The organism is Marinobacter sp. (assembly GCF_041984545.1).
In the GTDB taxonomy this organism is placed as follows: Bacteria; Pseudomonadota; Gammaproteobacteria; order Pseudomonadales; family Oleiphilaceae; genus Marinobacter.
Window position 1 is genome coordinate 31254 of sequence record NZ_JBHIXV010000017.1, and the last position, 23760, is coordinate 55013.

The following is a 23760-nucleotide window of genomic DNA, read 5'->3' on the forward strand; positions in this document are numbered from 1 at the left end:
TTAAAGACTAGCACAGATTCTGGTGTCAGGCTTTTTTACGGCCTTTCATCCGCACTGCAATGCCTGCGAGGCCAAGGCCAAGCAGAGCGAGGGTGCCAGGCTCAGGTACCTTCGAGGCGCGAACCATTACGAGCATGTCGTCGTGGTTGTCGTCCACCTGGTTGTTGTCGTCTAGGCTCAGAATGAACCAGTCTTCGCCAACTTCAAAAATAGAGAAGTTATAGCCAAGCGCCTGGTTGCCAGTTCCTTGGTTGGAAACTGATCCCATAAGGTTTAACCCCGACACCGAAGAAAAGCCAAAGTCCAACTTGCCAAGTCCCGCAGAGTAGATCGTGCTGAATGTTTGGCCAAGGGCGCTGGAACCGGTGTTGAACACCTCTGAACCCTCGTACAGGAAAGACCCGGTATAGCCTGCTTCTTTACCGAGATAGGTAAAGGTCAGCTTGAATGGATCGGACGACACGGACTCAATGGAGTGAGACAGCAGAACAGAGTCTGTGGTGTCGTAGTACTGAGGGCCTGTGAACAAACCGGCTGGTATGCCGATTCCGTTTGCATAATCATTGTTGCCTGGAACTGCGGTGGGCGTCGCGGCAGGCGCGGTGTTAGCCACCGTGCCGATGAAGGCGGCCTGTGCTGCCCCTGCGAATCCTACCGCTGCAGCCAGCGCAACGCATTGAGTCAGTTTTTTCATTTGAATCACTCCTCCGGTGAGTGGTCTTGAGTACACCATGCTATTCCTTGCAGGTGTCGTGCCATCATTTAAGTTTATGAAATTGCGTACTTTTTTATAGGGTCTGTTTCTCCAGTGTAAAAAGTTCCGACAAAATACCCTTTACTCCACTGCGTGCTGTACTGGCGCCGATGGTTCACTGCTTAATCCGTTGGTATCGATCACCTGAATGGTGAAGTACCACACGCCGGGCGCCAGGTCGGTAATGGTGGTGGAGGTTGTGCCGGCAGGAACGCTGAGCACTTCCGTGAGGTTGTTCGAGTCCTGCCCGTAGTTGATGCGGTAGGAATCGATCTCGCTTAGCGAAATGCTGCTGCCATCCACCCGTGTGCCGGGGGGAGTCCATGAGAGCGTAACGCTGCCTGTGCTGCTGGTGGTTTCCTCCGGTGAGCTGGTGGCTGGCGACTGGGGCTCGGAAACGGGTTCAAGAGTGTAGGGGTGCAATCCGGATTGATAGGCTTCAAGCACGGTTACGCCGCTGCTATTGAATACGCTGTCTGCCACCGGTTGCATGAGGGGCAGTCCGTAGCGGAGCTTGTAAAGATCATCGACGCCGTCATTCAGAGAACTCTCGGCAAATTCACTGGTAAGTGCCAGGTGCGAGACGGTGCTGGCGGGCGCCAGGACTTCTCCGCTGGCCGTGTCGGAAATGGTCAGCACGGCGGTGGCGCCCCAGCCGTACTCGAAATACTCCATGGTTACCGCCACCGGCGCGCCGGCTTCCAGGCTGGCCGTGGCACTGTAGGTGGTTGGTGACTGGTTTTTCCACTGGTTGATGATTGGGGCACCGTTCAGTAGCAGGCGCACGCCATCGTCAGTGGTTGTGGTGAAGGTGTATTCGCGCATTCCGTCACTGTGGGGAGGGGTAAACCAGCCCTGCCAGCGAATGCTGAATCGGTCTTTCGGTAGGTCAGCGGCGGGGCTCCCGCTGCCCCAGTTGAAATTGATCGAGGCGTTCTCCTCAGCCCGGACAAAGGTGCCGAAGTCTGTCCCGGTGAAGTACTGGCCAACAAACCCGGCCTCGTAGACTTCCTCGGGCGCCGGGGCATCCTCTAGATTGGTCGGATCGGTGCCGGCCTGGTATTCCTGGAGTGCGGAATAGCCGTCGCCATCCACGTCTGAAGTAGCATCGGCCGGGTCTGTGGGGTCAAGCCCGTAGGCATACTCGTAGCCATCCGGCAGGCCGTCGGCATCGGTATCCTCGGCAATGGGGCTGGTGCGGGCCCAGAATTCGTCTGTGGCGCTCAACAGGTCGTTGTCGGTGTCTGAGGTAGCGTCTGCGGCATTGGAAGGATCCAGTCCGAAGATGATTTCCCAGTTGTCGTAGAGGCCATCCTTGTCCTGATCCAGGGGCGGGTAGCCCTTGTTGAACGAGAGGTTCTGCTGGGCATCAAAATAGCCGATGTGATATCCGAGGTGGTAGGCCTGTTCCGGCGTTAATTCCGGGGCAGCGCCGGGTTCCTCAACGGCCCAGGTATGCAATGCGGAGCTGCCGATGGTTTGTTGGGAAAAGCCCGGCCCGGACCAGGCCACCGTAAAGTGGTCATCCCAGCCTCCCTCTTTGTGCCGCAACTCAAAGTAGTATTTCTTGCCTGCTTCCAGAAACTGGATTGGCGAGGTCTGGGAGCTGTAGCGGTTGAAGCTGTCCAGTGGCACGGCCATGGTGGACGCAATCTGAACGAGGGATTCCGGCGCCTGGGAATCCGAGAGCCAGAACTGGGTCTGGTCGTCGCCGCTGATAAAGAAGGTGTATTCCCCGGTTTCCGGCGGTTCAATAAAGCCCCGTATGAGGGTGCCGTAGTTATTTGCGCGGCTGGTGGCCCGTCGCAGCTCCGTCAGCTCGGTAATTTCGTCGGGATTGTCCGGATACTTCTCGGCATCCAGCAGTGACTGCACGTAATTGCCGGAAATGGCATCGTAGTACCAGACATCGACCTTGCCTGGTTCACTGGTCTGCGGGATAGAGGCGGTGGGGGGGAGCTGTTCTATATCGCGATATTGCCAGCTTTGACACCCGGTGATCGCCACCAGGGCGGTACCGAGGCCGAGCGCTTTGATGGCAGCCATACCAAACCTTCCTTGTGCGCCAGAACGATACATGAAGTATTGATGCGCGATTTGGAGGCTGCCAGCGTCTGCTAGGAACGATTCGCTATGTCAGCTTGGATATTATGCCGTGCCGATATTCTAGCTATTGTTCCCCTGTTCAAGGCCCTTCAGGATTCTTTGCGCATCGTTGTCGCGACCTTCCGTGCGGTAAGCCTCCACCAGGTGCATGGCAATCTCCGATGACTCCGGCGCCAGTTTATGGGCTTTTTCAAGGAGCTTGATGCCTTCTGCCTTTTTGCCGGACTGGAAGAGAATCCATCCGTAGGTGTCCGCTATGGCGCCATTCTCGGGGCTGGATTCGTACGCTCTGCGAGCGATGTCGAGAGAGCGGGAATCCCCAATCTGGTGATACAGCCAGGCGAGGTTGTTCAGTGCAACGCCGTTCTCCGGATGGGTTTCAAGCAGCGACTCGTAAGCAGCGACTGCTGCGTCATTCTGTTCCAGCTGTTGGTAGAGGATGGCAAGGTTCAGGGTAATGGCAGGGTTGTTCGGGAAGTCACTTGCTGCTCTTTCCAGGACCTCGCTCGCTTCCCTGGTTTGCCCGGCATTGCCGAGGGCTCTTGAGAGCGCCAGATAAAGCTCGGGGGTTGCTCTTTTGCTCAAGGCGAGCTCATACAACTCGGCGGCCTGGCGGAACTCACCCTGGCGTTCGTAGTGGGAGGCCTCAACCTCATAGGGCAAAGGGGAATTGGGGTGATGCTGTTTCACATCCGCAAGAGCGGTTCGGGCCTTGCTGGTATTTCCGTTCTGGAACTCGATCGCCGCATACTTGAGTGCGATCTGCTCGTTCTCCGGGAACAGCACCCGTCCGCGATTCAGGATCTCAAGCGCACGTTCGCCCCGGCCTCGTTGCGCCATCTGCGTGGCAATACCTTCGTATACTGCCGCCACGTATGGCTCTGCCGGGCTGGGAGTGCGTTCGTCCGAGCGTTCCATTAACTGGGCCGTGAGCTCATCAACGCGGGCTGAGTCGCCCTGAATCAGAGCCGTCTCCAGAAGTATCAGCCGGGGCCCGATAGCTTCTGGGTTCTCCTGGTTTAGCTCGGCCATAAAGCCGGTAAGCTCTTCACGCGGGATCGCCCCGGCCAGCGATTGCAGCGCCATCCGGTCGTTCGGATCGGCCTTCACCGCCTGCTTGAACAGGGTGATCGCTTCGGTAGTGTTGCCTCTCAGGCGTTGAAGGTTACCAAGTCCTACCATTGGCGCTGGCGATTCTGGAGCGAGTCCTCGCGCCTTCTTCAGTGCTGTCTCTGCGGCATCGTACTGGCTGCTCTGGGCCAGGAGATTTCCTTTCAGCACCAGTGCTCTCACGTTCTCCGCATCTTCCTTGAGTGCTGCATCGAGGGTGTTCAGCGCTCCATTCACGTCGCCCGCCCTGTTCTGGGCATTGGCTATCAACAGAACGGCCTGGCTGCGCTCGGCTGCATCTGTCGGGATCTTTCTGGCCTGGGTGATGGCCTCCTGAAGGTCCCCCGCCTGGAACAGGTAGGATGCATATCTCAGCCGCAGGTTATGATTGTCCGGGTTGATCTCCAGGGATTTTTCAATCAGCTGGCGGCCACTCTGATCATCGCCTCCGGCCAGCGTTGCAATCCCGACAAGCGCGAGTGTCTGGGGATCGTTGTCGCGGTTATCCAGGTCTTTGAGCAGGTCCCGGGCGCCAAGAGGGTCTCTCATGGAGATGCGCGTGGCTGCCAGCAGCTTTCTGATTTCTCCGGATTCTTCCAGGTCGGCAAGCGGCTCGAGAAGCTCTTCTGCCTCGGCGGCGCGGCCTTGCCTGAAGCGGATAACGCCCAGCATCAGGGCACTCGGGCGATGGCCAGGCACCTGGTTCAGTGTTTCTTCGAGGTATCTGGCGGCGGTATCCAGATCGTTCTGTTCAAGTGCCTGGCTCGCCGCCTCCATGTTACTTTTGATCGTGCCCGGCCCTGATTTTGCGAGAATTTCTTCATAAACGAAGGCCTCTGCCGACTTGCCCTGTTCCCTGAGGGCCGTCACTAGCGCGGAAATGGTTTCGTACTTGCGGAAGGTCATCACATCGTACTGGCCGATAGTCTCCAGGGCCTCGATGTAGGCCTGTTCCGCAACCGCCCAGTTACCTTCAAGGTGGGCAATCTGGCCCTTCAGCAGCTGAACTTCTTCATGCTGTGGCGCCTTCTCTTCGGCCACCGCCAGTCGCTCCTTGGCCAGTTCGGCGTTTCCTGAGGCCATGGCTGAGCGCGCAAGCCCGACCAGAGCCTCAATATTGCCATTGTTGATCTCAAGAACGTCGCGATAGGCCGCTTCGGCCCGTTCGAAGTTGCCTGCCACCAGCCAGGCCCGGCCCAGGAGAATGCCCCTCTTTTCGGCCGTTTCCTGAACGGGTGAAACAACCTGATCAAGGGCTTCGCGGGCCTGTTGAATGTTGCCCTGGAGAATCTGAGCCTCGGCCCGAATAAGTGCAGCTTCATTTCGCTGGCTCTGGGTCAGGCCCTGTTCCGGAATTTTTTCCAGCAACTGATCGAGCTGGCGTTCGGCATTGACGGCATCGCCTGCAGTAAGCAGGTTGTTGATGATGATGAAGTAGGGCTCTACCCGCTCCGGCTGAAGTTGTATGGCGCTGCGGGCTTCAATGGTGCTCGCCTTCAGCTCACCCTGTCGCTGGAAGAAGCGCGCCTGGTCGACGTGGCTGATGTATTGGATGTCGTCCTGTGTCATTTCCGTTTCGTTGCTGCAGCCGGCAGCAAACAGGGTGATTGCTGCAGTGAGCAAAGCCAGCGGTAACAGTCGTGGTAGATTCATGCCCTGGTCCTTCTTCGGGTCTTGTCCTTCGCCTTCTCTCAGGCACTTGTTGTTTGTGACGTCTCGATTCGGTACTTGTCCGTCAGGTTATACAGGGTAGGGCGCGTCACACCGAGCAGTCGGGACGCCTGCGCCATATTGTAGTTGCAGGTTTGCAGCGCCTGTATGATCGCCTGCTTTTCTGCGTTTTCCCGCACCTGTCTGAGGTTCAGCTGATTGGGCGTGCCAGAGGTGTCGCAGGAAAGCTCCAGATCTCCGGCGGTTACGCGCTTACCTTCTGCCATGATGGTGGCCCGTTTAACCTTGTTGATCATCTCGCGCACGTTCCCGGGCCATGCATAATTGCTGATGGCATTCACCGCATCCTCGCTGAACGAGAGGTTGGGGCGGTCCATCTGGTCGCCCAGGGATTTCAGGAGCGACCGGGCGATCACCAGCGGGTCGCCGTCCCGTTCACGAAGTGAGGGCACGTCGAGAGTGATCTCGCTGATCCGGTAGTACAGGTCTTCCCGGAAAACGCCCTCGGTGATCAGGTTTCTCACATCCCGGTGCGTTGCACACACCACGCGAACGTCGACGGGAATGGGGTTAACCGAACCTACTCTGTCAATCACGCGTTCCTGGAGAAAACGCAGGAGCTTTGCCTGCAACGGCATGGGCATATCGCCAATTTCATCGAGGAAAAGGGTGCCTCCGTTGGCGCTTTCAATCTTGCCTTTCTTGGTCTGGGTTGCACCGGTGAACGAGCCCTTCTCGAAGCCAAACAGTTCGCTCTCCAGCAGGTTCTCGGGAATGGCTGCACAGTTTATGGCAGCAAAAGGCTTGGAGGCTCGATGGCTCAGATCGTGTAATGCCCGGGCAAGAAGTTCCTTGCCGGTGCCGGTTTCTCCGGTGATCAGCGTGGTGACATCGGTGGGAGCGACTTTTTCGAGGGTTCGGCAGATCGAGAGCATCTGGGGGCTGGCGGCAACAATGCCCTTGATGTTGGTGCCGTTACGTTGTTGCGACAGAACCTGATTTTCCTGTTCAAGCTCTGCGATCCGGAACGCCCGGTTGACCACAAACGAGAGAATGTCGGCATCCAGCGGTTTCTGGTAAAAATCCGAGGCACCCATGCCGATGGCTTTGACGGCGTTTTCCTTTTCTTCGCGACCGGTAACAACAATGACTTTGGTCATCGGGGCGAGCTGGATGATTTCCTCAAGCAGCCGGAAACCTTCGCTGGCACCTCCGGGATCAGGGGGCAGGCCGAGATCCAGAGTGACGACTTGTGGCTCTTCCCGCCGCAGGCAGGTCAGGGCCGAGTCCCTGTCGGAGGCTACAGATACCTGCAGATCCTCACTGAAACACCACCGCATCTGGCTCTGGAGGCCGGGATCATCTTCTACTATCAAGAGTCGTCTGGTCACAACAGCAACAAGTCCTTTGTTTTTTTATTTCCACAGCCTAGATTCTCAACCGAACATTGACACTTTGCAATGCTGGCTTAATCCTCCGTTAAGAAACGACGATTAATTGGCGTTTTGTCTGGCCTCTTCTGTTACGGAATTCGGTCGCACCTCTGGCACAGTGGTCACTTTGGGTTGCTCACTGGCGAGCGGAATGCGTACTGAGAAACACGAACCCACCCCGGGCTCGCTGGTCACATCGATGTCACCACCGATTCTCCGAATGTATTCCCTGGCCTGGTATGCGCCAATGCCCATGCCGGTAAGCCCTTTGGTGCTTTCGAACGGTTTGAAAAGCTGGCTGGAGATGAATTCCTTGGTCATTCCCGTGCCGGTGTCCTGGATGAACAGCACCACCTTGCCCTTCGCGAGCTTCAGCGCGATCGAGATGTCACCGGTTGGAGGCGTGGCGTCCTGGGCATTCTGAATAAGATGACCCAGCACGCTGCGGAGCTGCTCTTCGTCTGCTTTTATCAGCGCGGTTGGTGTGTCCCCGTCGATTCGTGGTGCCGGCGCCTGCCTCTGGTGGTGTTCAACCAGCTTGCGGGTGAGATCCGCCAGGTTCAGCAATTTGAGCTGGGAATCGTCGTCATCGCCGGGTCGGCGAATGTGGTCGACCAGGCCGGACATTTTACGAACGGCGTGGTCGGTGGTGTTGATCATGTCGTCGATGAAAGCCGGATTGTTCCGGTGTTTCGGGGCGTTTTTTACCAGCAGGGAGAGCTGGGCAATCACGGTTTTCAGGTCGTGCACCATAAATGCTGAAGCTTTGCTCACCGCCTCAAACTGCATGGCCCGGGACAGGCGGTTCTGGGCATCGGCCTGCGCCAAAAGATTGCAGGTTTGTCTGGCCACCACTTTGATCAGATCAAAGTTTTCCCAGTTGAGTTCAACCCGCGCATAAGGGTTGCCGACCAGTGCCATTCCGTAGAGATCGTTTCCAAGATACAGCGGTATCACCAGCCAGCCGTCGGCGGTTTTGGCGATGGCGTCCGGAATTTCCAAGAGGTTATAGCTGACGGGGTCGGACTTGTATTCGTGCAGGTCAACGATCCATTCCCGGTCTGTGAAAAAGCGGACCAGCTCGGCGTCGTCGTCGATCATGGTGTGCTTGGGCGTGGTAAGGTTCACGGCGGCCTTCAATACGTAGGCATCACGCTCTCCTTTGAGCCAGATCGCGCCGCTGTTGCTTTCCACAAGGCCCGCGAGAATCCGGATGATCCGTTCTGGCAGGGGGGGATCGTCGCTGAGGTCGGCCAGTTCGCGGGTCATTCTCAGCCATTCCTCCCGGTAGTCATATTTGTAATCGAAGAAGTTCTGGCTGATCAGAACCATGAGCCGGGCCCGAATACGGCGCGAGAGCAGCAGTGTGGCAAGAAAAACCAGGGAAATGGTGAGGAACAACACCTGGAGCGCCTCGCCCCAGTTGCCCCCCAGAACGCGCACGTAGTAGCCGCCCATGGCAAGGAACAGCAGATAACCACCGGCGAACACCAGCGTGCTGGCATGGAACACCGCGGTTCTTGAAAGCTGGAAGTCGATGGGCTGCTTGCGGGTGTTGATTACGTTTACCGCAAACAGGGGCACCATGGCGGCGTTGATAAACCCCCGGGCGTTCCAGAAAGAGTCGGATATCTGGCCAAAAAGCAGGGCGTCGGTGTACATGAAAAAGTCAAAGGCAAAAATGGTAATGATGCCGATGCACAGGTACTTCATGCTGGTTCGGCCAAGGCCGCTGGAATTGCGCCAGATCTGCTCAAGTACAGTCAGGCCGAGCAGCGAGAGGCCAATCTGTCCGAGGACCTTGGCTTTACCTCCGATTGATTCCCACTCAAACAGATATTCGGCAATAGCCAGTATCATCAAGCCGGCAATCAGAATGCCGCCCGTGGCGACCATGAGGGTACGGGCGCGTACACTGATGCCTGAAGACTTGAAGGAGTCCTTCAGAATGGCAAAGAGCAGAAGTAGCCAGGTGGCATCGCGAAGAAGTTCAAGAAGGTAGCGAATCAGGAAGTCCGGCTGGCCGAACAGGCTCTGGGTAACGAGAGAGACAGCCCAGAGACAGGACACGAGGGCAGCAAGAAACAGGGCCCGATCTACGTTCCTTCGAAGGTAACGAGTGCCGACCACCAATGCGAGAAGCAGAAAGCAAGTGGCTGCCGCACCATGACTTAAGACGCCCAAATCCCTGAACATCACCTGAATCCTGAATATCCGTCCCAGCCTAGTTTGGGAGGATTGTGAAAATCGATCAAGTCTGCTGACTGTATCGAAAACTTAACACTTTTGGCCAGGCATGTCGGTATGTTTTACACATTTCTTGAATCTATTCAGCCGCAGGTCGGTCGACAATATTTAAGTGTCTAACATGCCGACACTTTTCATGTTCTGGCCCCAACCCTGCTTTTCTGGCCACACGTTGCGAATCACTGGATTCGTTGTTGTAGGAAGCAGTCAGGGAAGTAGGTGTTATGGATATGAGAAAGGCATGGCGGTCGCTGGGTGCAGGGCTGATGTTAGCGGGGGCGGCCACGTTTGCCCAGGCGGTTCCTCTCACCATGGACCTGGATTTTGATGGGTTCAGCAAGGGTTACAAATCCGGAACCATTACTGATGACGGGTCCGGCATGTCCGTACGGGCTGGCATGTTTCAGTTCGATGTGAGCAATGTCTCCGGCTCCAGCTCGTTTTCGATTAGCTCGAACGATGTGCTTGAAGCCTTTTGCGTTGACATCGACACCTATCTCGATACCCAGAACATTGTTTCCTACACCCTCCTGGGCGCCGGTGATTACTTCGGGGATGCTGGCAAGGTTGATCGCATCGGCCGGCTTTACACCGGATACGAATCGGCGGTAACAGACGCTAAATCGTCGGCGGCGTTCCAGTTAGCGCTCTGGGAGATCATTAATGAGGATAATGGATCTTTAAACCTCTATGCGGACGGCACTTTTTGGTCAAGCGATTTCTATTCGGCTCGAACACTCGCGAATCAGTGGCTTGGATCGCTTTCTGGATTCCAGAATGCCTACAGCCTGTATGTCCTCTCATCCGATACCGACGAGCAGCAAAGGAAACTCTCGCAGGACCTTCTGGTGTTTTCGCCAAAGCCGCCTGTACTGGTGCCGGAGCCCGGCACGCTGGCGCTGCTGGCACTGGGTATCGTGGGCCTGATCCTGCGCAAGGCCTCCCGGCGTAGCAGAGACTGAAAGGCGGTTTCCGGTCTATGCAGGATCGCGAGCCCTGAGGCGCAAGTCTCGGGGCTCTTTGTAACTGACCTAGACCGGCCGCTTATTCTCCCGATAAAACCGGAAAATCTCCTTCAACGGTCGCTTTGGCTCAAAGCCAAATTCCCGCGCAAACGCCCGCCCATCAATCACCACCGGATACTTGAAGAACGCCATCAGGTACGACGGAAAACTCTTTAGTTTCAGAGTGTTCAGAATCAGCTTGGGTACTACCGGCGGGATCGAGAGAATCGGGAAGCGTTTGCAGCCGCAGAGTTTCAGTGCGTGCTGGTAGGCCACCCAATCCTGCGGGGCGACGTTGTACACGCCACGTGTCGGTTTTTTATACGCCAGCACAATGGCATCCGCCATGTCATCAATATGGATGAACTGCATCATCGGAGAAAAGCCGGCCAGCACTGGCGCCCGCTCGCTGCCCAGCAGGGTACTGATGGTGTTACGCACGCCGGGGCCCACGATATTGCAGGGCCGCAGGATGGTGATGTTCAGTTCCGGGTAGCGCCACAGATAGATGTTGGCGAGGTTTTCCAGTTCCACCGAATCAATCAGGTCGGCGCTCAGGCCGGCGCTCTTCAGGGGCGCGGATTCGTCTATGAGCGCAGGATTGTAGGCCACGGCACCGTAGACGTGGAATGTGGAAAGCACCACTACGCGCTTGATGCCGTACTTGTGGCTCAGGTCCAGCAGCTTCTGGGTGCCCAGCACGTTGGCGTTGTAACGGCGCATTCGGGTGAGCTGGCTGGACATGATGCGGCCCAGGTGAATCACGCCGTCGAACTGATAGCGGCGGAACAGGTCCTCGAATACCCGCTTGTTGAAGTCGATGCAGTAGCTGGGAATGTCGTCGCCCAGATACACCTGTTCGCGGAAGTCCACGGCCACCAGGTCGCAGGTGTCTCGTAACTGCTCGATGACTTGCTGGGCGAGGGCGCCAGCGGCGCCGGTAATCAGGATGTGGGGTCTGCGTTGCTGGGTCATCAGAAGAGCCTTTTCCTCTCGCTCAGTCCTTTGTCGATCAGTCGGCTGATCTCCGATTTTACCTTTTCCACCCGCTCGGTGACTTTCTCTTCCGGTATTTCGAGGTCGTCAAAATACATAGGCTGGCCGAAGTTCAGGTGTACTTTGGCCGGCAGTACCACGGGCAGGGCGACGGGCGCGTAGGGAATGCCCAGTGCCTTGGCCAGTGGCTTGATGTTGGCGATGGCGGGAATGGTCTCCTCGCAGCCTACAACGCCTACCGGAACGATCGGCGCGTTGTATTTCATGGCCAGGTGCATGAAGCCGTTGCCAAAGCGCTTGAGCTGGTAGCGATCCTGGTAGAGCTTGCCGGAGCCGCGCACACCCTCGGGGAAGACGATGACCGCTTCATCGTTGGCCAGCATCTTGGCGCAATTTACCGGATCGCCAAGCACCGCGCCCACTTCGTTCAGCAGGTTACCCAGCCAGGGCACGGTCGGAAAAAAGCGTTCAATCATGGCCCTTGGGATTCGGGGATTCTCCTGCCGCGAGGCCAGGGCGTAGCCGATCAGCAGGCCATCAATGGGAAGCTGCCCGCTGTGGTTGGCTATGATCAGTACCGGGCCTTCGGCCGGTATGTTCTCGACGCCGTGGGCCTGTACCCGGAAGTATTTCTCGTAGATCTGTTTGGTGATCGACAGGCCGTATTTGATGGCCTCGTTGTTGTAGCCCCAGGGGTCATAGCCCAGCGTGCCAATGGGCTTGCGGATGCGGTTGACGTGCTCGTCCAGCGCCGCCGGAACCAGACGGGATTTCAGAATCGATACCAGGCTCATGCTTTCCTTCCGATGAACACACCGAGGGTGTGGCTTTGTCCTTTATTGAGCACTCTGTAGTCGCCACCGGCATTGGCGGTTTCGACGCAGAGCATGGTCTTCCAGGCCGCGTCGGGGAAATCGGAAAGCCGTGCGGCCTTTTCCGGCCCCGGATTCCACACAACGGTGGAGTCGCTGCCCACGGGAGAGAGCTTGCGGCTGCCGCGGGGCGTTACCACGTTCAGCGGCTCCCCGCTCTCGTAAATGCGGTCGGTTTCGCCGTCAAAGTACACCGGGCCTTCCTGCCGCTTGTACTCCCAGTTGTCGAGGGTATCGATGTACTGGCTGTCGCCCAGGCCCGACACCCGGGTGCGGGCAATGTCGCTGGTGGGCAGGTACGTGTGCAATGCCTGGCTGAACGCGAGCGGATCATTGGCCAGGTTGGTGGTGGTCAGCGCCAGCTGGCAGCCACGGATGGAGAAGCTGAACGTTAATAGCGCCAGGGCATGTCCGCTCCAGGCGTCTGCAAAGTCCTCGTTGGCGTCCAGCGAGAGGCTGATTTCCACCTCGTGGGCGCTTTCCCGAACGTCTTCCAGTTTCCACAGCGCGGTACGGGCAAAGCCGTGGGCGCTGTCGGTGTGGATGCGCTTTCGTACCTCCGGGGCATTTCTGGCCGGGTCTCCAAACCAGGGCCAGCAGATCGGGATGCCGCCGCGTATGGCTCGGCCAGGCTCGTAACGCGCCGTGGGGCTCATCCAGAGCCAGTCGGCTTCGTCCTGGGGAATGAAGCTCGCCAGATGCGCTCCCTGGAGGAAGAGCGTGGCCTGAAAAAGAGGGTGGTGGACCTCAAGGGCTTCCAGTTGCCCGATGGTTTTCCAGCGCGTGAAGGACCATTGCCCCGGAGACAGTGAAATCGGAGGCCTGTTACTGCTTTCTGACATGGTGAATTACTGATTGATTAAGTGTATTCGCTTACCTAGAGAGTAAATTAAAACTGCCGCTCCGGCGACATTTGCGCCTAAAATATGGCCAAAATTTAAACGAGGCCCGTCCATGGAAACGTCGGTTGTCACCCCCATTCACGAATCGCTGACCGCGCCGGCCGAAGGGCTCAAAGGGCGTGCGGAGCGCTGGCTTGACGACCTTGCCGAGGGTTTGACCGAGTACGGCTGGATGTCGCTGGATGTGCGGGACATGCTGGGAAGCGACCTGTTGGCGGCCCTCAAACAGGAGGTGCAAATCCTGGATCGGACCGATGCCATGCAGAAAGCCGGCATCGGCCGGGGCAATGACCTGGTCCGCGACCGCTCAGTGCGCCGGGACCGGATTGCCTGGCTGCAGGGCATTACCGCACCCCAGGCCGCCCTGTTCGAGTTCTATGAGGGCATTCGTGCGGGACTGAACCAGCGCCTGTTTCTGGGGCTGAAGCGATTCGAGACCCACTACGCCACCTACCATCCAGGGGATTTCTACAAGCGTCACCTGGACAGTTTCCAGGGGCGTGCCTCCCGGGTAGTGAGCCTGGTGCTGTACCTGAATGACGGCTGGCAGCCTGAAGACGGCGGTGCTCTTCAGGTTTTCAACCGCGACAGCGTACACGAGGTGTGCGGAACCGTAGTGCCCGAGATGGGCCGCATGGCGGTGTTCATGAGCGAGGAGGTGCCCCACGAGGTGCTGCCCGCCAATCGCACGCGCCACAGTCTGGCCTGCTGGTTCCGCCAGGATGAAGTGCCGCTGCCCCTGTGAAGCCGGCCGATTTCTCATTGTAGTCCGCAAACCCTTTTGCTAATATGCGCGCCGCTTTCGGGGAATTGTCCCGGAACGCCGTTATGGTGGCTCCATTGGTGCCTCCGCAACATGAAACCGTGAACCCGGTCAGGCCCGGAAGGGAGCAGCCGCAGCGGTGGATTTGTGTGCCGGGGTGTCGCTGATGGAGTCACCCCCAGTTTTCTCCCCCCGTCTTTTCCTAGATCCCTGATTTTTCTCGATACTGACCGTCTGGGCCAACCATGGCGAGCGGTGCCCTTTGCTTCTTATTGGGCACTGGTCCGTGGTAAGGTTAAGGCCATTTTTCAGAGCGGTTGGCGGAACATGAGCTACCAGGTACTTGCCCGTAAATGGCGTCCACGCACGTTTGAAGACATGGTGGGCCAGGAACACGTGCTCCAGGCGTTAATTCACGCCCTGGAAAGCCAGCGTTTGCACCACGCCTACCTGTTTACTGGCACCCGCGGGGTGGGCAAGACCACGATCGGGCGTCTGCTGGCCCGCTGCCTTAACTGCGAAACCGGAGTAACGCCCAACCCGTGCGGTGAATGTTCCAGTTGCCAGGAAATCCAGGAAGGACGATTTGTTGATCTGATCGAAATCGACGCCGCGTCCCGAACTGGTGTGGACGACATGCGCGAACTCACCGATAACGTGCAGTACGCGCCAACCCGTGGGCGATACAAGGTGTACCTGATCGACGAGGTGCACATGCTCACCAATCAGTCGTTCAACGCCTTCCTGAAGACCCTCGAGGAGCCGCCGGAGCACGTCAAGTTCCTGCTGGCCACCACCGACCCCCAGAAACTGCCGGTAACCGTGCTGTCCCGGTGCCTGCAGTTCAACCTCAAGCGGATGACCCCGGAGCACATCGCCGGCCACCTCCGCAATGTGCTGACCGCCGAGAATATTCCCTTTGAAGAGCCCGCCCTGTGGCTGCTTGCCCGGGCCGCCGACGGCAGTATGCGGGATGCCCTGAGCCTCACTGACCAGGCCATTGCCTTTGGCAACCAGAAGCTGGCGGCCAGCGACGTCAGCAACATGCTGGGTACCATTGACCAGCGAGATATCGAACGCATGGTTGAGGCCCTTGTGGAAGGCGACGGGCCGGCCCTGCTGGCGGAGATCAACCGTATCTCGGATTTTGCCCCGGATTACAGCGTGATCCTGGCGGATCTGCTGTCGCTGTTCCATCGAGTGACCATGGAGCAGGTGGTACCGGGCAGCGCCGATAATGCCCTCGGGGACGCCGAGCAGGTACAGGCCCTGGCCCGGAAACTCAGCGCCGAAGACGCCCAGTTGTTTTACCAGTCCGCGCTGATTGGGCGGAAAGACCTGTCGATTACCCCGGACGCCCGGATGGGCTTTGAAATGACCCTGCTCCGGATGCTTGCATTCCGGCCCGGTGCTGACCGCCGGGAGCCTCCGGCGTTGGGTTCCGGTGACAAGGCAGCGGCGCCAGAACCCAGGGACGAGCCCGACCCGGCGCCAGCGCCAGAGCCACAAACCCCGGCCGCAGAGCTGGGAGCGGCGAAACCGCAGGTGGCTCAGCCTGAACCCGAAGCACCGGAGCCGCAGGCTCAGGTTTCTGCCGAGGATGATGCGTGGCTTGCCAGCCTGGACGCCCAGGCCGAGTCTGCCGGCGATCCCTATGAAGAGGCGTTGACAGGTACGGATGAAGCGCCCGTTCAGCCGTCAGCACCGGAGCCGGATTTCGCGCCGGAACCCGAATCGGCTGCGACGCAAGAACCGGTAGCGGAGCAGGAGCCGGTCTCACCGCCCGTACCGGAACCGGCACAAGAGGCAGAACCGCAAGAGGCGCCCGCTTCGGCTGAATCCGGCGAGCCGGACAACGGGGAGTTTGTCTGGCATCGGGATTTCCGCAGTCTCGGTATTGTTGGTATGCCCGGTAATCTGGCGAGTTACAGCGCCCTGAGCCAGGAAGGTGAGACTATTGTTCTCACCATTGATGAGGGCCATGCCCGCCTGCTGAACAGTCGCCACGAGGAGAAGATCCTGGCGGCCTTGAGAAACCGCTTCGGCGACTCCATTCAGTTACGGGTAGAGCAGGGCGACCCGGGCCCGGACACGCCCGCCGCCTATGAGGAGCGTCGGCGCCAGGAGCGACAGCAAGCGGCTGAGGCGTCCATTCGACGGGATCCCGTCGTACAGTCTATCGTTGAACGATTCGAGGCGCGGGTAGTCGAAGACAGTATCCGGCCGGCCGACCCTGGCCAGAAGCAAGCAGGAGACAAGGCATGATGAACAATATGGGCGACCTGATGAAAAAAGCCCAGAAGATGCAGGAAGAGATGCAGAAAGCCCAGGAAGAGATCGCCAAGGCCGAGGTAACCGGCGAGGCGGGCGCAGGCCTGGTGAAGGTGACCATGAACGGTCGCCACGATGTCCGCAAGGTGGATATTGATCCGTCCCTGCTGACTGAGGAAAAGGAGATTCTCGAAGATCTGCTGGCTGCCGCCGTGAACGACGCGGTGCGCCGTGTGGAAGAGAACCAGAAGGAAAAGATGTCTGGCATGATGTCCGGGATGGGTATGCCGCCCGGTTTCAAGATGCCGTTCTGAGTTTCGTTGCCCGCAGTTTGAGGACATTTCATGGCGTTCAGCCCCCTGGTTGATGAGCTTGTAGATTCCCTTCGTTGCCTTCCTGGCGTCGGGCAGAAAACCGCCCAGCGCATGGCCTTCCACCTGCTTGAACGCGGACGCTCCGGTGGAACACGCTTGTCTGAGGCCCTGAGCCAGGCCATGACCGGCGTCCGCCGATGTGAGTGTTGCCAGAACTTCTCAGACACAGAACTCTGCGGGATCTGCGAAAACCCCCAGCGCCGCACCGGTACCCTGTGCGTAGTTGAAAGCCCCTCCGATCTCCTCGCCATCGAACAGGCGGGCGACTATCGCGGCGGTTATTTCGTGCTGATGGGTCACCTGTCTCCGATTGATGGCGTTGGCCCCGAGCAGATCGGCATCGAGCGCCTGCTCAAGCGGATCCGCGAGGAGGGCGTGACCGAACTGATTCTGGCCACCAACCCCACGGTTGAAGGCGAGGCAACCGCCCACTATATTGCCGACCGACTCGACGGCCAGGGCATCCTCATAACCCGGCTTGCCCACGGCATTCCTGTGGGAGGCGAGCTGGGCTACGTTGACGGCTTTACGCTCACGCACGCCTTCCGGGGCCGCAAACCACTCTCTGACTGATTCAGGCCAGGCACGTTTATGACCGCTGTAATGGAAGGCTCTAATGGATAGCTCTAATGGATAGCTCTCATGGATAGTTCGAATGAATAGCCCGGCCCAGGCTGCGTTGGCAGCCAGGGTTCCACCGGCACCCGCCGAGATTCCCTGGATACACGAGCCGCAAGAGCTTGATCGTTGGCTGGAGCCCGCGCACGGCAGGCTGCTTGCCCTCGACACCGAGTTCGAGCGGGTGAACACTTTCTATCCCATACCCGGACTGGTCCAACTGGGGATCGGTGAAGCGTTCTGTCTCGTGGATCCGTCGGTTGCGGAGCAATCGCCACGTTTCCGTGAATTGCTCGCCGATCCTGCTACTCCGAAACTGCTCTACGCCATGAGTGAAGACCTGGAGCTGTTCCGGCAATGGCTCAAGCTTGAACCGGCAGGGGTAATTGATCTTCAGATCGGGGCCGCCATGGCGGGCGCCGGCTTCTCCCTGGGTTACGCCAAATTGGTGGAAACCCTGTTCGGGGAAACACTCGACAAATCAGCAACCCGTTCGGACTGGCTGGCGCGCCCCCTGAGTGAGGCCCAGCAGCGCTATGCCATCGATGACATCCGGTTTCTGGAACCCATGCACCAGTGGGTCATGGGCCTTCTGGAAAAGCGCGGTCTGGCAGAGGCATTGGATGAGGAATCCATGCGCTTTGCCAATGAACTCGCCAGCCAGGAAGACCCCGACAATCACTACCTCAAGCTGCGGGGCGGCTGGACCCTGTCGCCCCAACAGCAAGGTGTACTGAAAGAGCTGGTGAAATGGCGCGAGCTGGAATGCCAGAAACGGGACCGGCCGCGGAATCGCGTGTTGGCGGATGCCCTGCTGATCGCGATTGCCGAAAGACTGCCCCGGTCGGTGAGGGAGCTTTCCAACATCCAGGGTGTGCCGGGGGGCGCCGTCCGCCGTTATGGTGAGACCCTGGTGGAACTTGTGAGTCGGGGTTCAACTGCGGATAATTCGGGCCTTGAGCGCATCGCACCGCCACTCTCGAGGGATCAACAGGGCTTCTACAAACAGTTGAAGCGCCTTTTCAAGAAAGCGTCGGAAGACGCTGATATTCCAATGGAATTGTTGGCTCCACGCAAGCGCCTCGAGAAAGTGGTCCAGGATCCGGACCTGGCCAGACACGATTTTTTCCAGGGCTGGCGGGCCCGTATCCTTGCGCCCGTGCGCACCGAGATTGAGGAATTACTGACATCATGAAAGACCGGGCGTTTGTCTCCGTATTCCGCAGCAGCAAGAAGAACGATACCTATGTGTTCGTTCGGCGCGACCAAAAGTGGGAAGACCTGCCCGAAGGGCTGCGGACCATCTTTGGCCAACCGGTTCATTCCATGGACCTGTTGCTGACACCTGACAAAAAGCTTGCCAGGACGACCGGCAAGCAGGTGCTTGAGGCGATTGCAGAGAAGGACTTTTACCTGCAGATGCCGGAAGAGCAGGAAAGCTACGTGGTGGACTTCAAACGCAAGCTGGAACGGCACAGCCCGTGATAGCCCAGGTTCCGTTCTGGCAGCGCAAGCGTCTGCACGAGATGACCCCACGGGAGTGGGAATCGCTCTGTGACGGTTGCGGCAAATGCTGCCTGAACAAGCTCGAGGATGAGGACACCGGCGAGGTGTACCACACCGATCTGGTGTGCCGGTACATGGACGACGAAACCTGCCAATGCACGGTTTACGAACAGCGCCTCGAGAAAGTGCCCGGTTGTACGGTGCTGACACCGGAGACCGTCAACGACTACCATTGGCTACCGTATACCTGTGCCTATCGCACGCTGGCCGAGGACCGGCCATTGGCGGACTGGCACCCGCTGCGCAGCGGCGATCCGGAATCGGTGCACGAGGCGGGCGTGTCTGTTCGCCATCGGGTTCTGTCTGAGGATCGTGTGCCGGAACAAGACTGGGAAGAACACATCATTCACTGGATTCTGTAATGATCGATACCGATGCACAACTGGCCTATGGCATTTTCTGGGCCGCCTACGCCCTCGCGTTCGTGGTGTTTTTTTACATGGTGAAGCGCTTTGTGCGCTTCCTTCCACTCTACGGTCTGCGAACCCTGCTTCTCGCCGCACTGGTGGCCCTGCTGCTGACGCCGGTTGAGTCACCGGAGGTGGCGGGCTGGTGGATTCCTGCGTGGCTGTTTGGCGGTTACGAGATGATTCTTGGCAACGTTGACGCGGCCGGGCGGGCGGCGTTCAACCTCGGGCTTGCCGGGCTGGTAATGTTGCTGGTGTGGTTGCTCGACCTGGTGCGTTATCGCCTGGTTCGACGGTAAATCCGGCCGGGACTGGCCAGGCAGGAAATCACAACAAAAAGACCCCAACCGATAAAGGGACGAATGGCTTGAGAGTGAAATCATCTGGTTTTATAGCCCTTTTTGCTCTGCTTCTGGCGATGAGCCTTTCCGGGCTGGTGACTGCCCAGGAAGCAACCGGGGAGGTTCGGTTCCCGGAGAAGTCCGATGTCCGGATCATCGTTGATATTTCCGGCTCGATGAAAGAGACCGATCCGGAAAACCTTCGCCAGCCGGCGGTTCGCCTGCTCGCCCGTCTGCTCCCGGAGGGCTCGACCGCAGGCGTGTGGACCTTTGGCCAGTACGTCAACATGCTGGTTCCGCACCAGGAAGTGACCGATGCCTGGCGGGACATGGCCATTCAGCGCTCGGCCCAGATCAACTCCGTCGCGCTTCGGACCAACCTCGGTGCCGCCATTCAGACGGCCAGTGACGATTATGTCACCGACGGCGATCTGAGCCGCACCCACTTCATTCTGCTCACCGACGGCAAGGTTGATATATCTGACAAGCCGGAAGCCAATGCCGCCGAAGAACAGCGCATTCTCGATTCCATTGCCGCACGCCTGATCGACAGGGGTGCAACCTTCCATCCGGTAGCTCTGTCCGAGGCGGCGGATACCGATTTTCTGAAAGCTCTGGCAAGCCGGTCTGGCGGCCGCTTCCAGGTGGCCCAGACCGCCGATGCGCTCAATCTGGCCTTCCTGGAGGCGCTGAATACCGCCGTGCCCCAGGAGCAGATTCCCATTGAAGGGGACGGATTTACGGTGGATTCCGGGGTTCAGGAGTTCACAGCGCTGATCTTCTGGGGGGAGTCCGAGACCGCAGCAACCCGTGAACTCACACTGGTTCGGCCCGATGGCCAGGCTCTCAGCCTCAATGACGTGCCCGACAACGTGCGATGGGCCAGGGAAGCGGGCTACGACCTCATTACCGTCACCGGCCCCCAGGCAGGGAAATGGGGTATCCAGGGTGAGCTCGGTGAGGGCAGTCGGGTTACCGTGGTCAGCGACCTGCGTATGGTGGTGAGCCCCATGCCCCCGACTTTTTCGGCGGAAACGCCACTGGACGTTCGCGTCGCGTTCTTCGAGGAACAGGAAAAAATCACCAATCCGGATTTTCTTGGGGTACTCGAGGTCACCCTGAGCATTACCTCGGAAGACGGCCGCAGCGGTACCAAGATTCTCTCCGGAGAGCAGCCGCCGGAAGATGGCACCTACCGCGATACCGTCGGCAGTTTGCCCGCGCCGGGGCTGTATACCATTGACGTGGTGGCGGACGGCCAGACCTTCAGCCGGAAGTTCAGCGCCACTGTGGGCTTTACCGTGCCCGAGGGCGCTGAAGCGACGACCCCAACGGAAGCCATGGGCGAGCCATTGGCCGAACCGGAAAGTGAGGAGGGGGCCGTTTTACCGGAGGCGGAGCCATCCGGAACGGCGCCCCAGGCCGAGGCAGAGCCCGCAGCGGAGCCGGCCATCGAGTCTCCGATCGATGTCAGTCAGGTCGAGTCTGCTCCGGCAACCGCAGAGGAGGCGCCAGTAGCGCCCGAAGCAGTAGCGCCGGAAGAACAAGCGCAGACGCCTTCCGTGGCCGGTCCGGACGAGGCAGAGCCGGCGTCCGGACTTCCAGTCTGGGTCTACGGTGCAGCAGGGGGTGCGGTTGCCATGCTGGCGGGTATCGTCTGGTTTGCATTGCGCCAGCGTCGCAAACGTCAGGAGGCTCAGGCCCAGGCGGCCGCTGAGCGGGAAACCCTGGCGGACCTCGATGAAGAGCCAGAGGCTGAACCAACGGCTGAGGCGATTCCCGAACCGGAACCTGAGCCCGAGCCTGAACTGGAATCAGAGCCAGAGCTCGAACCCGAACCCGAAGACATTCCCGAAGTCACAGAACCTCCGACTGAGGACGAGTTTGCCGATCTTGAAGCGGAGATTGATGAATCCGAGCCGCCAAAGGTGGAAGAGGAGTGGCCCGCTGAAGCCGATGACCTGGCCGACGAGGATGTGGAGATCCCGGTAGCCGATACGCCGGTGGATGAGGAACCGGCCGGGGACGATGACGAAGAGGAGTTCGGGCTGGAGGATTTCGATCTGTCGGAGTTCGACGACCTGCCGGATTACGATGAGGAGCAGTCCGGCCTGCCGGATGACGACTCCGACGAAAAACGCAATCAGAAAGACTCGAAAAAGTAACCAACAGGAACCAGACCATGAAGTTTACCGGTACCGAGAAATACGTAGCCACCGATGACCTGCAAATGGCCGTCAACGCCGCCATCGGGCTCCAGCGCCCGCTACTGATCAAAGGCGAGCCGGGCACCGGGAAAACCCTGCTGGCCGAGGAAATGGCCGCGGGGCTCGGCATGAAGCTGATTCCCTGGCACATCAAGTCCACCACCAAGGCCCAGCAGGGCCTGTATGAGTACGACGCGGTCTCGCGCCTGCGGGACTCCCAGCTGGGCGATGAGAAGGTCAAGGACATTCGCAATTACATCGTCAAGGGCAAGCTGTGGGAGGCATTTGAGTCGGACGAGCAGGTGGTGCTGCTGATCGACGAGATCGACAAGGCCGATATCGAATTCCCCAACGACCTGCTGCTCGAGCTGGATCGGATGGAATTCTATGTCTACGAGACCCAGCAGTTCGTAAAGGCCAAGCATCGGCCGATCGTGGTGATCACCAGTAACAACGAGAAAGAGCTGCCCGACGCCTTCCTCCGTCGCTGTTTCTTCCACTACATCAGCTTCCCGGACCACGACACCATGAAGAACATCGTGGATGTGCACTTCCCGGGGTTGCAGCAGGCCATCGTTCGCGATGCCCTGGAAGTGTTCTTTGATGTGCGCAAGGTGCCCGGGCTGAAGAAAAAGCCGTCAACCTCCGAGCTGATCGACTGGCTCAAGCTGTTGATGGCCGACGAGCTGTCCGCAAAAATGTTGCAGGAGAAGGACACCAGCTCGGCGTTGCCGCCACTGTACGGCGCCCTGGTGAAGAACGAGCAGGATGTACACCTGCTGCAGAAGCTTGCCTTCATGGCACGTCGCCGCAGCTGATTCAGGGCATGAGTCCTGGCAAACGTCCTGGCAAGAGTCATCGTTTATGTTGATTGATTTTTTTCTCGAGGTAAGGCGCGCGCGGGTCCCGGCCAGTCTGCGGGAGTTCCTGGACCTGCTGGAGGCTCTCCAGAAGCGGCTGGCCTTTGCCGACATGGAAGAGTTCTATTACCTCTCCCGGTTGTGCCTGGTGAAAGATGAGCGTCACTTCGACAAGTTTGACCGCGCTTTTCAGGCTTACTTCGAAGGTATCGAGAACCTCGACGATCTGCTTGAGGCCCTGATTCCGGACGACTGGCTCAGGGCGGAGTTCGAGAAGCACCTGACCGAGGAGGAGAAAGCCAAGATTGACTCCCTCGGTGGTCTTGAGGAGCTGATCGAAACCTTCAAGAAGCGTATGGAAGAGCAGCAGGAACGTCACGCCGGTGGTAACAAGTGGATTGGCACTGGCGGTACATCGCCGTTCGGTGCCAATGGCTACAACCCGGAAGGCTTTCGTATCGGCCAGAAGAACGGTCGCCATGGCCGCGCCGTGAAGGTGTGGGAGAAGCGTGAGTTCAAAGACCTGGACGACAGCGTCACCCTGGGTATCCGGAACATCAAGGTGGCACTGCGCCGGCTGAGAAAGTTTGCCCGCCAGGGCGCCGCGGACCAGCTGGATATGGACGACACCATCCGTTCTACCGCCCGCAACGCCGGTTACCTTGATCTGAAAATGGTGCCGGAGCGGCATAATGCCGTAAAGGTGCTGATCTTCTTCGACGTGGGAGGCTCAATGGATCCCCACATTCGGGTGTGTGAGGAGCTGTTCTCGGCGGCCAGGCTCGAGTTCAAGCATATGGAGTATTTCTACTTCCACAATTTCATCTACGAGAGCGTTTGGAAGAACAATATTCGCCGGATGAATGAGACCACCAGCACCTGGGACATCCTCCACAAGTACACGCCGGACTACAAGGTGATCTTCGTGGGTGATGCCACCATGGCACCCTATGAGATTTCCCACCCTGGCGGATCCATCGAGCACTGGAACGAGGAAGCCGGTGCCACCTGGTTCCAGCGAATTACCGAGCACTTCCGTAAAGTAGTCTGGCTGAACCCGCTGCCGGAGAGCTATTGGGGCAACGGTGGATCGCTGGGCATGACCAGGCAACTGGTCAACGACCATATGTACCCGCTGACGGTAGAGGGCCTCGAATCGGCCATGAAGCAGCTGAGCAAGTAAAACAGCGGTCCAAAAAAAGCCGATGCGGTTGAGGGCATCGGCAAAGCTCGGCATATCAAGCGGGGTTGCCGCAAT

The 23760-nt window shown here is 58.6% G+C and carries 20 protein-coding genes and 1 other RNA gene; 13 read left to right on the forward strand and 8 right to left on the reverse strand.

The window, feature by feature from the left end:
• Positions 1-25: 25 nt before the first annotated feature.
• The 5 genes from ACFC20_RS09870 to prsK all read right to left on the reverse strand — a co-directional run bounded on the left by ACFC20_RS09870 (position 26) and on the right by prsK (position 9270).
• Positions 26-694 carry a PEP-CTERM sorting domain-containing protein gene (locus tag ACFC20_RS09870; protein WP_375192855.1) on the reverse strand — a complete coding sequence of 223 codons (669 nt, stop codon included), beginning with the start codon at positions 692-694 and terminating at the stop codon, positions 26-28.
• A 141-nt stretch (positions 695-835) separates the two neighbouring features.
• Positions 836-2800, reverse strand: a complete 1965-nt coding sequence (locus tag ACFC20_RS09875; RefSeq protein ID WP_375192856.1) for a PA14 domain-containing protein — start codon at positions 2798-2800, stop codon at positions 836-838.
• A gap of 120 nt (positions 2801-2920) precedes the next feature.
• Positions 2921-5623, reverse strand: a complete 2703-nt coding sequence (locus tag ACFC20_RS09880; RefSeq protein ID WP_375192857.1) for a tetratricopeptide repeat protein — start codon at positions 5621-5623, stop codon at positions 2921-2923.
• Positions 5624-5661: 38 nt separating this feature from the next.
• Complete coding sequence (prsR, locus tag ACFC20_RS09885; RefSeq protein WP_375192858.1) at positions 5662-7032, reverse strand: PEP-CTERM-box response regulator transcription factor; 1371 nt, start codon at positions 7030-7032, stop codon at positions 5662-5664.
• Between the two features lie 102 nt (positions 7033-7134).
• Positions 7135-9270: an XrtA/PEP-CTERM system histidine kinase PrsK gene (prsK, locus tag ACFC20_RS09890; RefSeq protein ID WP_375192859.1), complete on the reverse strand. Its 2136-nt coding sequence runs from the start codon at positions 9268-9270 to the stop codon at positions 7135-7137.
• Positions 9271-9545: 275 nt separating this feature from the next.
• On the opposite strand from prsK, the gene ACFC20_RS09895 reads away from it, so the two are divergent.
• Positions 9546-10283 (forward strand): PEP-CTERM sorting domain-containing protein, encoded by a 738-nt coding sequence (locus ACFC20_RS09895; protein WP_375192860.1) that lies wholly within the window; start codon positions 9546-9548, stop codon positions 10281-10283.
• A 69-nt stretch (positions 10284-10352) separates the two neighbouring features.
• Here ACFC20_RS09895 and ACFC20_RS09900 read toward each other — a convergent pair whose 3' ends face one another.
• The 3 genes from ACFC20_RS09900 to ACFC20_RS09910 are packed head-to-tail and all read right to left on the reverse strand — an operon-like array spanning position 10353 to position 13035.
• Entirely contained in the window at positions 10353-11300 is a 948-nt protein-coding gene (locus ACFC20_RS09900; protein WP_375192861.1) for an SDR family oxidoreductase, read from the reverse strand.
• Entirely contained in the window at positions 11300-12115 is an 816-nt protein-coding gene (locus tag ACFC20_RS09905) for a lysophospholipid acyltransferase family protein (RefSeq protein WP_375192862.1), read from the reverse strand. Before ACFC20_RS09905 ends, ACFC20_RS09900 begins: the two co-directional genes overlap by 1 nt.
• Entirely contained in the window at positions 12112-13035 is a 924-nt protein-coding gene (locus ACFC20_RS09910) for a D-hexose-6-phosphate mutarotase (RefSeq protein WP_375192863.1), read from the reverse strand. The genes ACFC20_RS09905 and ACFC20_RS09910 overlap by 4 nt, the downstream gene beginning before the upstream one ends.
• 232 nt (positions 13036-13267) lie before the next feature.
• Here ACFC20_RS09910 and ACFC20_RS09915 point away from each other — a divergent pair, with 232 nt between their 5' ends.
• From ACFC20_RS09915 to ACFC20_RS09970, 12 genes are all read left to right on the forward strand, one after another.
• Complete coding sequence (locus ACFC20_RS09915; protein WP_375192897.1) at positions 13268-13840, forward strand: 2OG-Fe(II) oxygenase; 573 nt, start codon at positions 13268-13270, stop codon at positions 13838-13840.
• 93 nt (positions 13841-13933) lie between these two features.
• Positions 13934-14030: signal recognition particle sRNA small type (ffs, locus tag ACFC20_RS09920), an RNA gene on the forward strand.
• A 155-nt stretch (positions 14031-14185) separates the two neighbouring features.
• On the forward strand, positions 14186-16123 hold the full coding sequence (gene dnaX, locus ACFC20_RS09925; protein WP_375192864.1) for a DNA polymerase III subunit gamma/tau: 1938 nt from the start codon (positions 14186-14188) through the stop codon (positions 16121-16123).
• Positions 16120-16443: a YbaB/EbfC family nucleoid-associated protein gene (locus ACFC20_RS09930; RefSeq protein WP_091985637.1), complete on the forward strand. Its 324-nt coding sequence runs from the start codon at positions 16120-16122 to the stop codon at positions 16441-16443. Before dnaX ends, ACFC20_RS09930 begins: the two co-directional genes overlap by 4 nt.
• Positions 16444-16473: 30 nt before the next feature.
• The gene (gene recR / locus ACFC20_RS09935) at positions 16474-17076 is read left to right on the forward strand and encodes a recombination mediator RecR (RefSeq protein WP_091985634.1); all 603 of its coding nucleotides are present in this window, start codon (positions 16474-16476) and stop codon (positions 17074-17076) included.
• Between the two features lie 82 nt (positions 17077-17158).
• Complete coding sequence (rnd, locus tag ACFC20_RS09940) at positions 17159-18316, forward strand: ribonuclease D (protein WP_375192865.1); 1158 nt, start codon at positions 17159-17161, stop codon at positions 18314-18316.
• Entirely contained in the window at positions 18313-18606 is a 294-nt protein-coding gene (locus ACFC20_RS09945; RefSeq protein ID WP_375192866.1) for a YcgL domain-containing protein, read from the forward strand. The genes rnd and ACFC20_RS09945 overlap by 4 nt, the downstream gene beginning before the upstream one ends.
• Positions 18603-19049, forward strand: a complete 447-nt coding sequence (locus ACFC20_RS09950; protein WP_375192867.1) for a YcgN family cysteine cluster protein — start codon at positions 18603-18605, stop codon at positions 19047-19049. The genes ACFC20_RS09945 and ACFC20_RS09950 overlap by 4 nt, the downstream gene beginning before the upstream one ends.
• Positions 19049-19393: a hypothetical protein gene (locus ACFC20_RS09955; RefSeq protein ID WP_375192868.1), complete on the forward strand. Its 345-nt coding sequence runs from the start codon at positions 19049-19051 to the stop codon at positions 19391-19393. Before ACFC20_RS09950 ends, ACFC20_RS09955 begins: the two co-directional genes overlap by 1 nt.
• 74 nt (positions 19394-19467) lie before the next feature.
• Positions 19468-21600, forward strand: coding sequence for a VWA domain-containing protein (locus ACFC20_RS09960; RefSeq protein WP_375192869.1), 2133 nt, complete (start codon positions 19468-19470; stop codon positions 21598-21600).
• Positions 21601-21617: 17 nt separating this feature from the next.
• A complete protein-coding gene (locus ACFC20_RS09965; RefSeq protein WP_375192870.1) occupies positions 21618-22460 on the forward strand; it encodes an AAA family ATPase in 843 nt (280 codons plus the stop codon).
• A 46-nt stretch (positions 22461-22506) separates the two neighbouring features.
• A complete protein-coding gene (locus ACFC20_RS09970; RefSeq protein WP_375192871.1) occupies positions 22507-23685 on the forward strand; it encodes a VWA domain-containing protein in 1179 nt (392 codons plus the stop codon).
• Positions 23686-23760 lie beyond the last annotated feature (75 nt).

What these genes read in the sequence shown, in the direction of transcription:
- ACFC20_RS09870 (WP_375192855.1), bottom strand. Translation starts at nt 694, where the DNA reads ATGAAAAAACTGACTCAATGCGTTGCGCTGGCTGCAGCGGTAGGATTC.
- ACFC20_RS09875 (WP_375192856.1), bottom strand. Translation starts at nt 2,800, where the DNA reads ATGGCTGCCATCAAAGCGCTCGGCCTCGGTACCGCCCTGGTGGCGATC.
- ACFC20_RS09880 (WP_375192857.1), bottom strand. Translation starts at nt 5,623, where the DNA reads ATGAATCTACCACGACTGTTACCGCTGGCTTTGCTCACTGCAGCAATC.
- prsK (WP_375192859.1), bottom strand. Translation starts at nt 9,270, where the DNA reads ATGTTCAGGGATTTGGGCGTCTTAAGTCATGGTGCGGCAGCCACTTGC.
- ACFC20_RS09895 (WP_375192860.1), top strand. Translation starts at nt 9,546, where the DNA reads ATGGATATGAGAAAGGCATGGCGGTCGCTGGGTGCAGGGCTGATGTTA.
- ACFC20_RS09900 (WP_375192861.1), bottom strand. Translation starts at nt 11,300, where the DNA reads ATGACCCAGCAACGCAGACCCCACATCCTGATTACCGGCGCCGCTGGC.
- ACFC20_RS09905 (WP_375192862.1), bottom strand. Translation starts at nt 12,115, where the DNA reads ATGAGCCTGGTATCGATTCTGAAATCCCGTCTGGTTCCGGCGGCGCTG.
- ACFC20_RS09910 (WP_375192863.1), bottom strand. Translation starts at nt 13,035, where the DNA reads ATGTCAGAAAGCAGTAACAGGCCTCCGATTTCACTGTCTCCGGGGCAA.
- ACFC20_RS09915 (WP_375192897.1), top strand. Translation starts at nt 13,268, where the DNA reads ATGTCGCTGGATGTGCGGGACATGCTGGGAAGCGACCTGTTGGCGGCC.
- dnaX (WP_375192864.1), top strand. Translation starts at nt 14,186, where the DNA reads ATGAGCTACCAGGTACTTGCCCGTAAATGGCGTCCACGCACGTTTGAA.
- ACFC20_RS09930 (WP_091985637.1), top strand. Translation starts at nt 16,120, where the DNA reads ATGATGAACAATATGGGCGACCTGATGAAAAAAGCCCAGAAGATGCAG.
- recR (WP_091985634.1), top strand. Translation starts at nt 16,474, where the DNA reads ATGGCGTTCAGCCCCCTGGTTGATGAGCTTGTAGATTCCCTTCGTTGC.
- rnd (WP_375192865.1), top strand. Translation starts at nt 17,159, where the DNA reads ATGAATAGCCCGGCCCAGGCTGCGTTGGCAGCCAGGGTTCCACCGGCA.
- ACFC20_RS09945 (WP_375192866.1), top strand. Translation starts at nt 18,313, where the DNA reads ATGAAAGACCGGGCGTTTGTCTCCGTATTCCGCAGCAGCAAGAAGAAC.
- ACFC20_RS09955 (WP_375192868.1), top strand. Translation starts at nt 19,049, where the DNA reads ATGATCGATACCGATGCACAACTGGCCTATGGCATTTTCTGGGCCGCC.
- ACFC20_RS09965 (WP_375192870.1), top strand. Translation starts at nt 21,618, where the DNA reads ATGAAGTTTACCGGTACCGAGAAATACGTAGCCACCGATGACCTGCAA.
- ACFC20_RS09970 (WP_375192871.1), top strand. Translation starts at nt 22,507, where the DNA reads ATGTTGATTGATTTTTTTCTCGAGGTAAGGCGCGCGCGGGTCCCGGCC.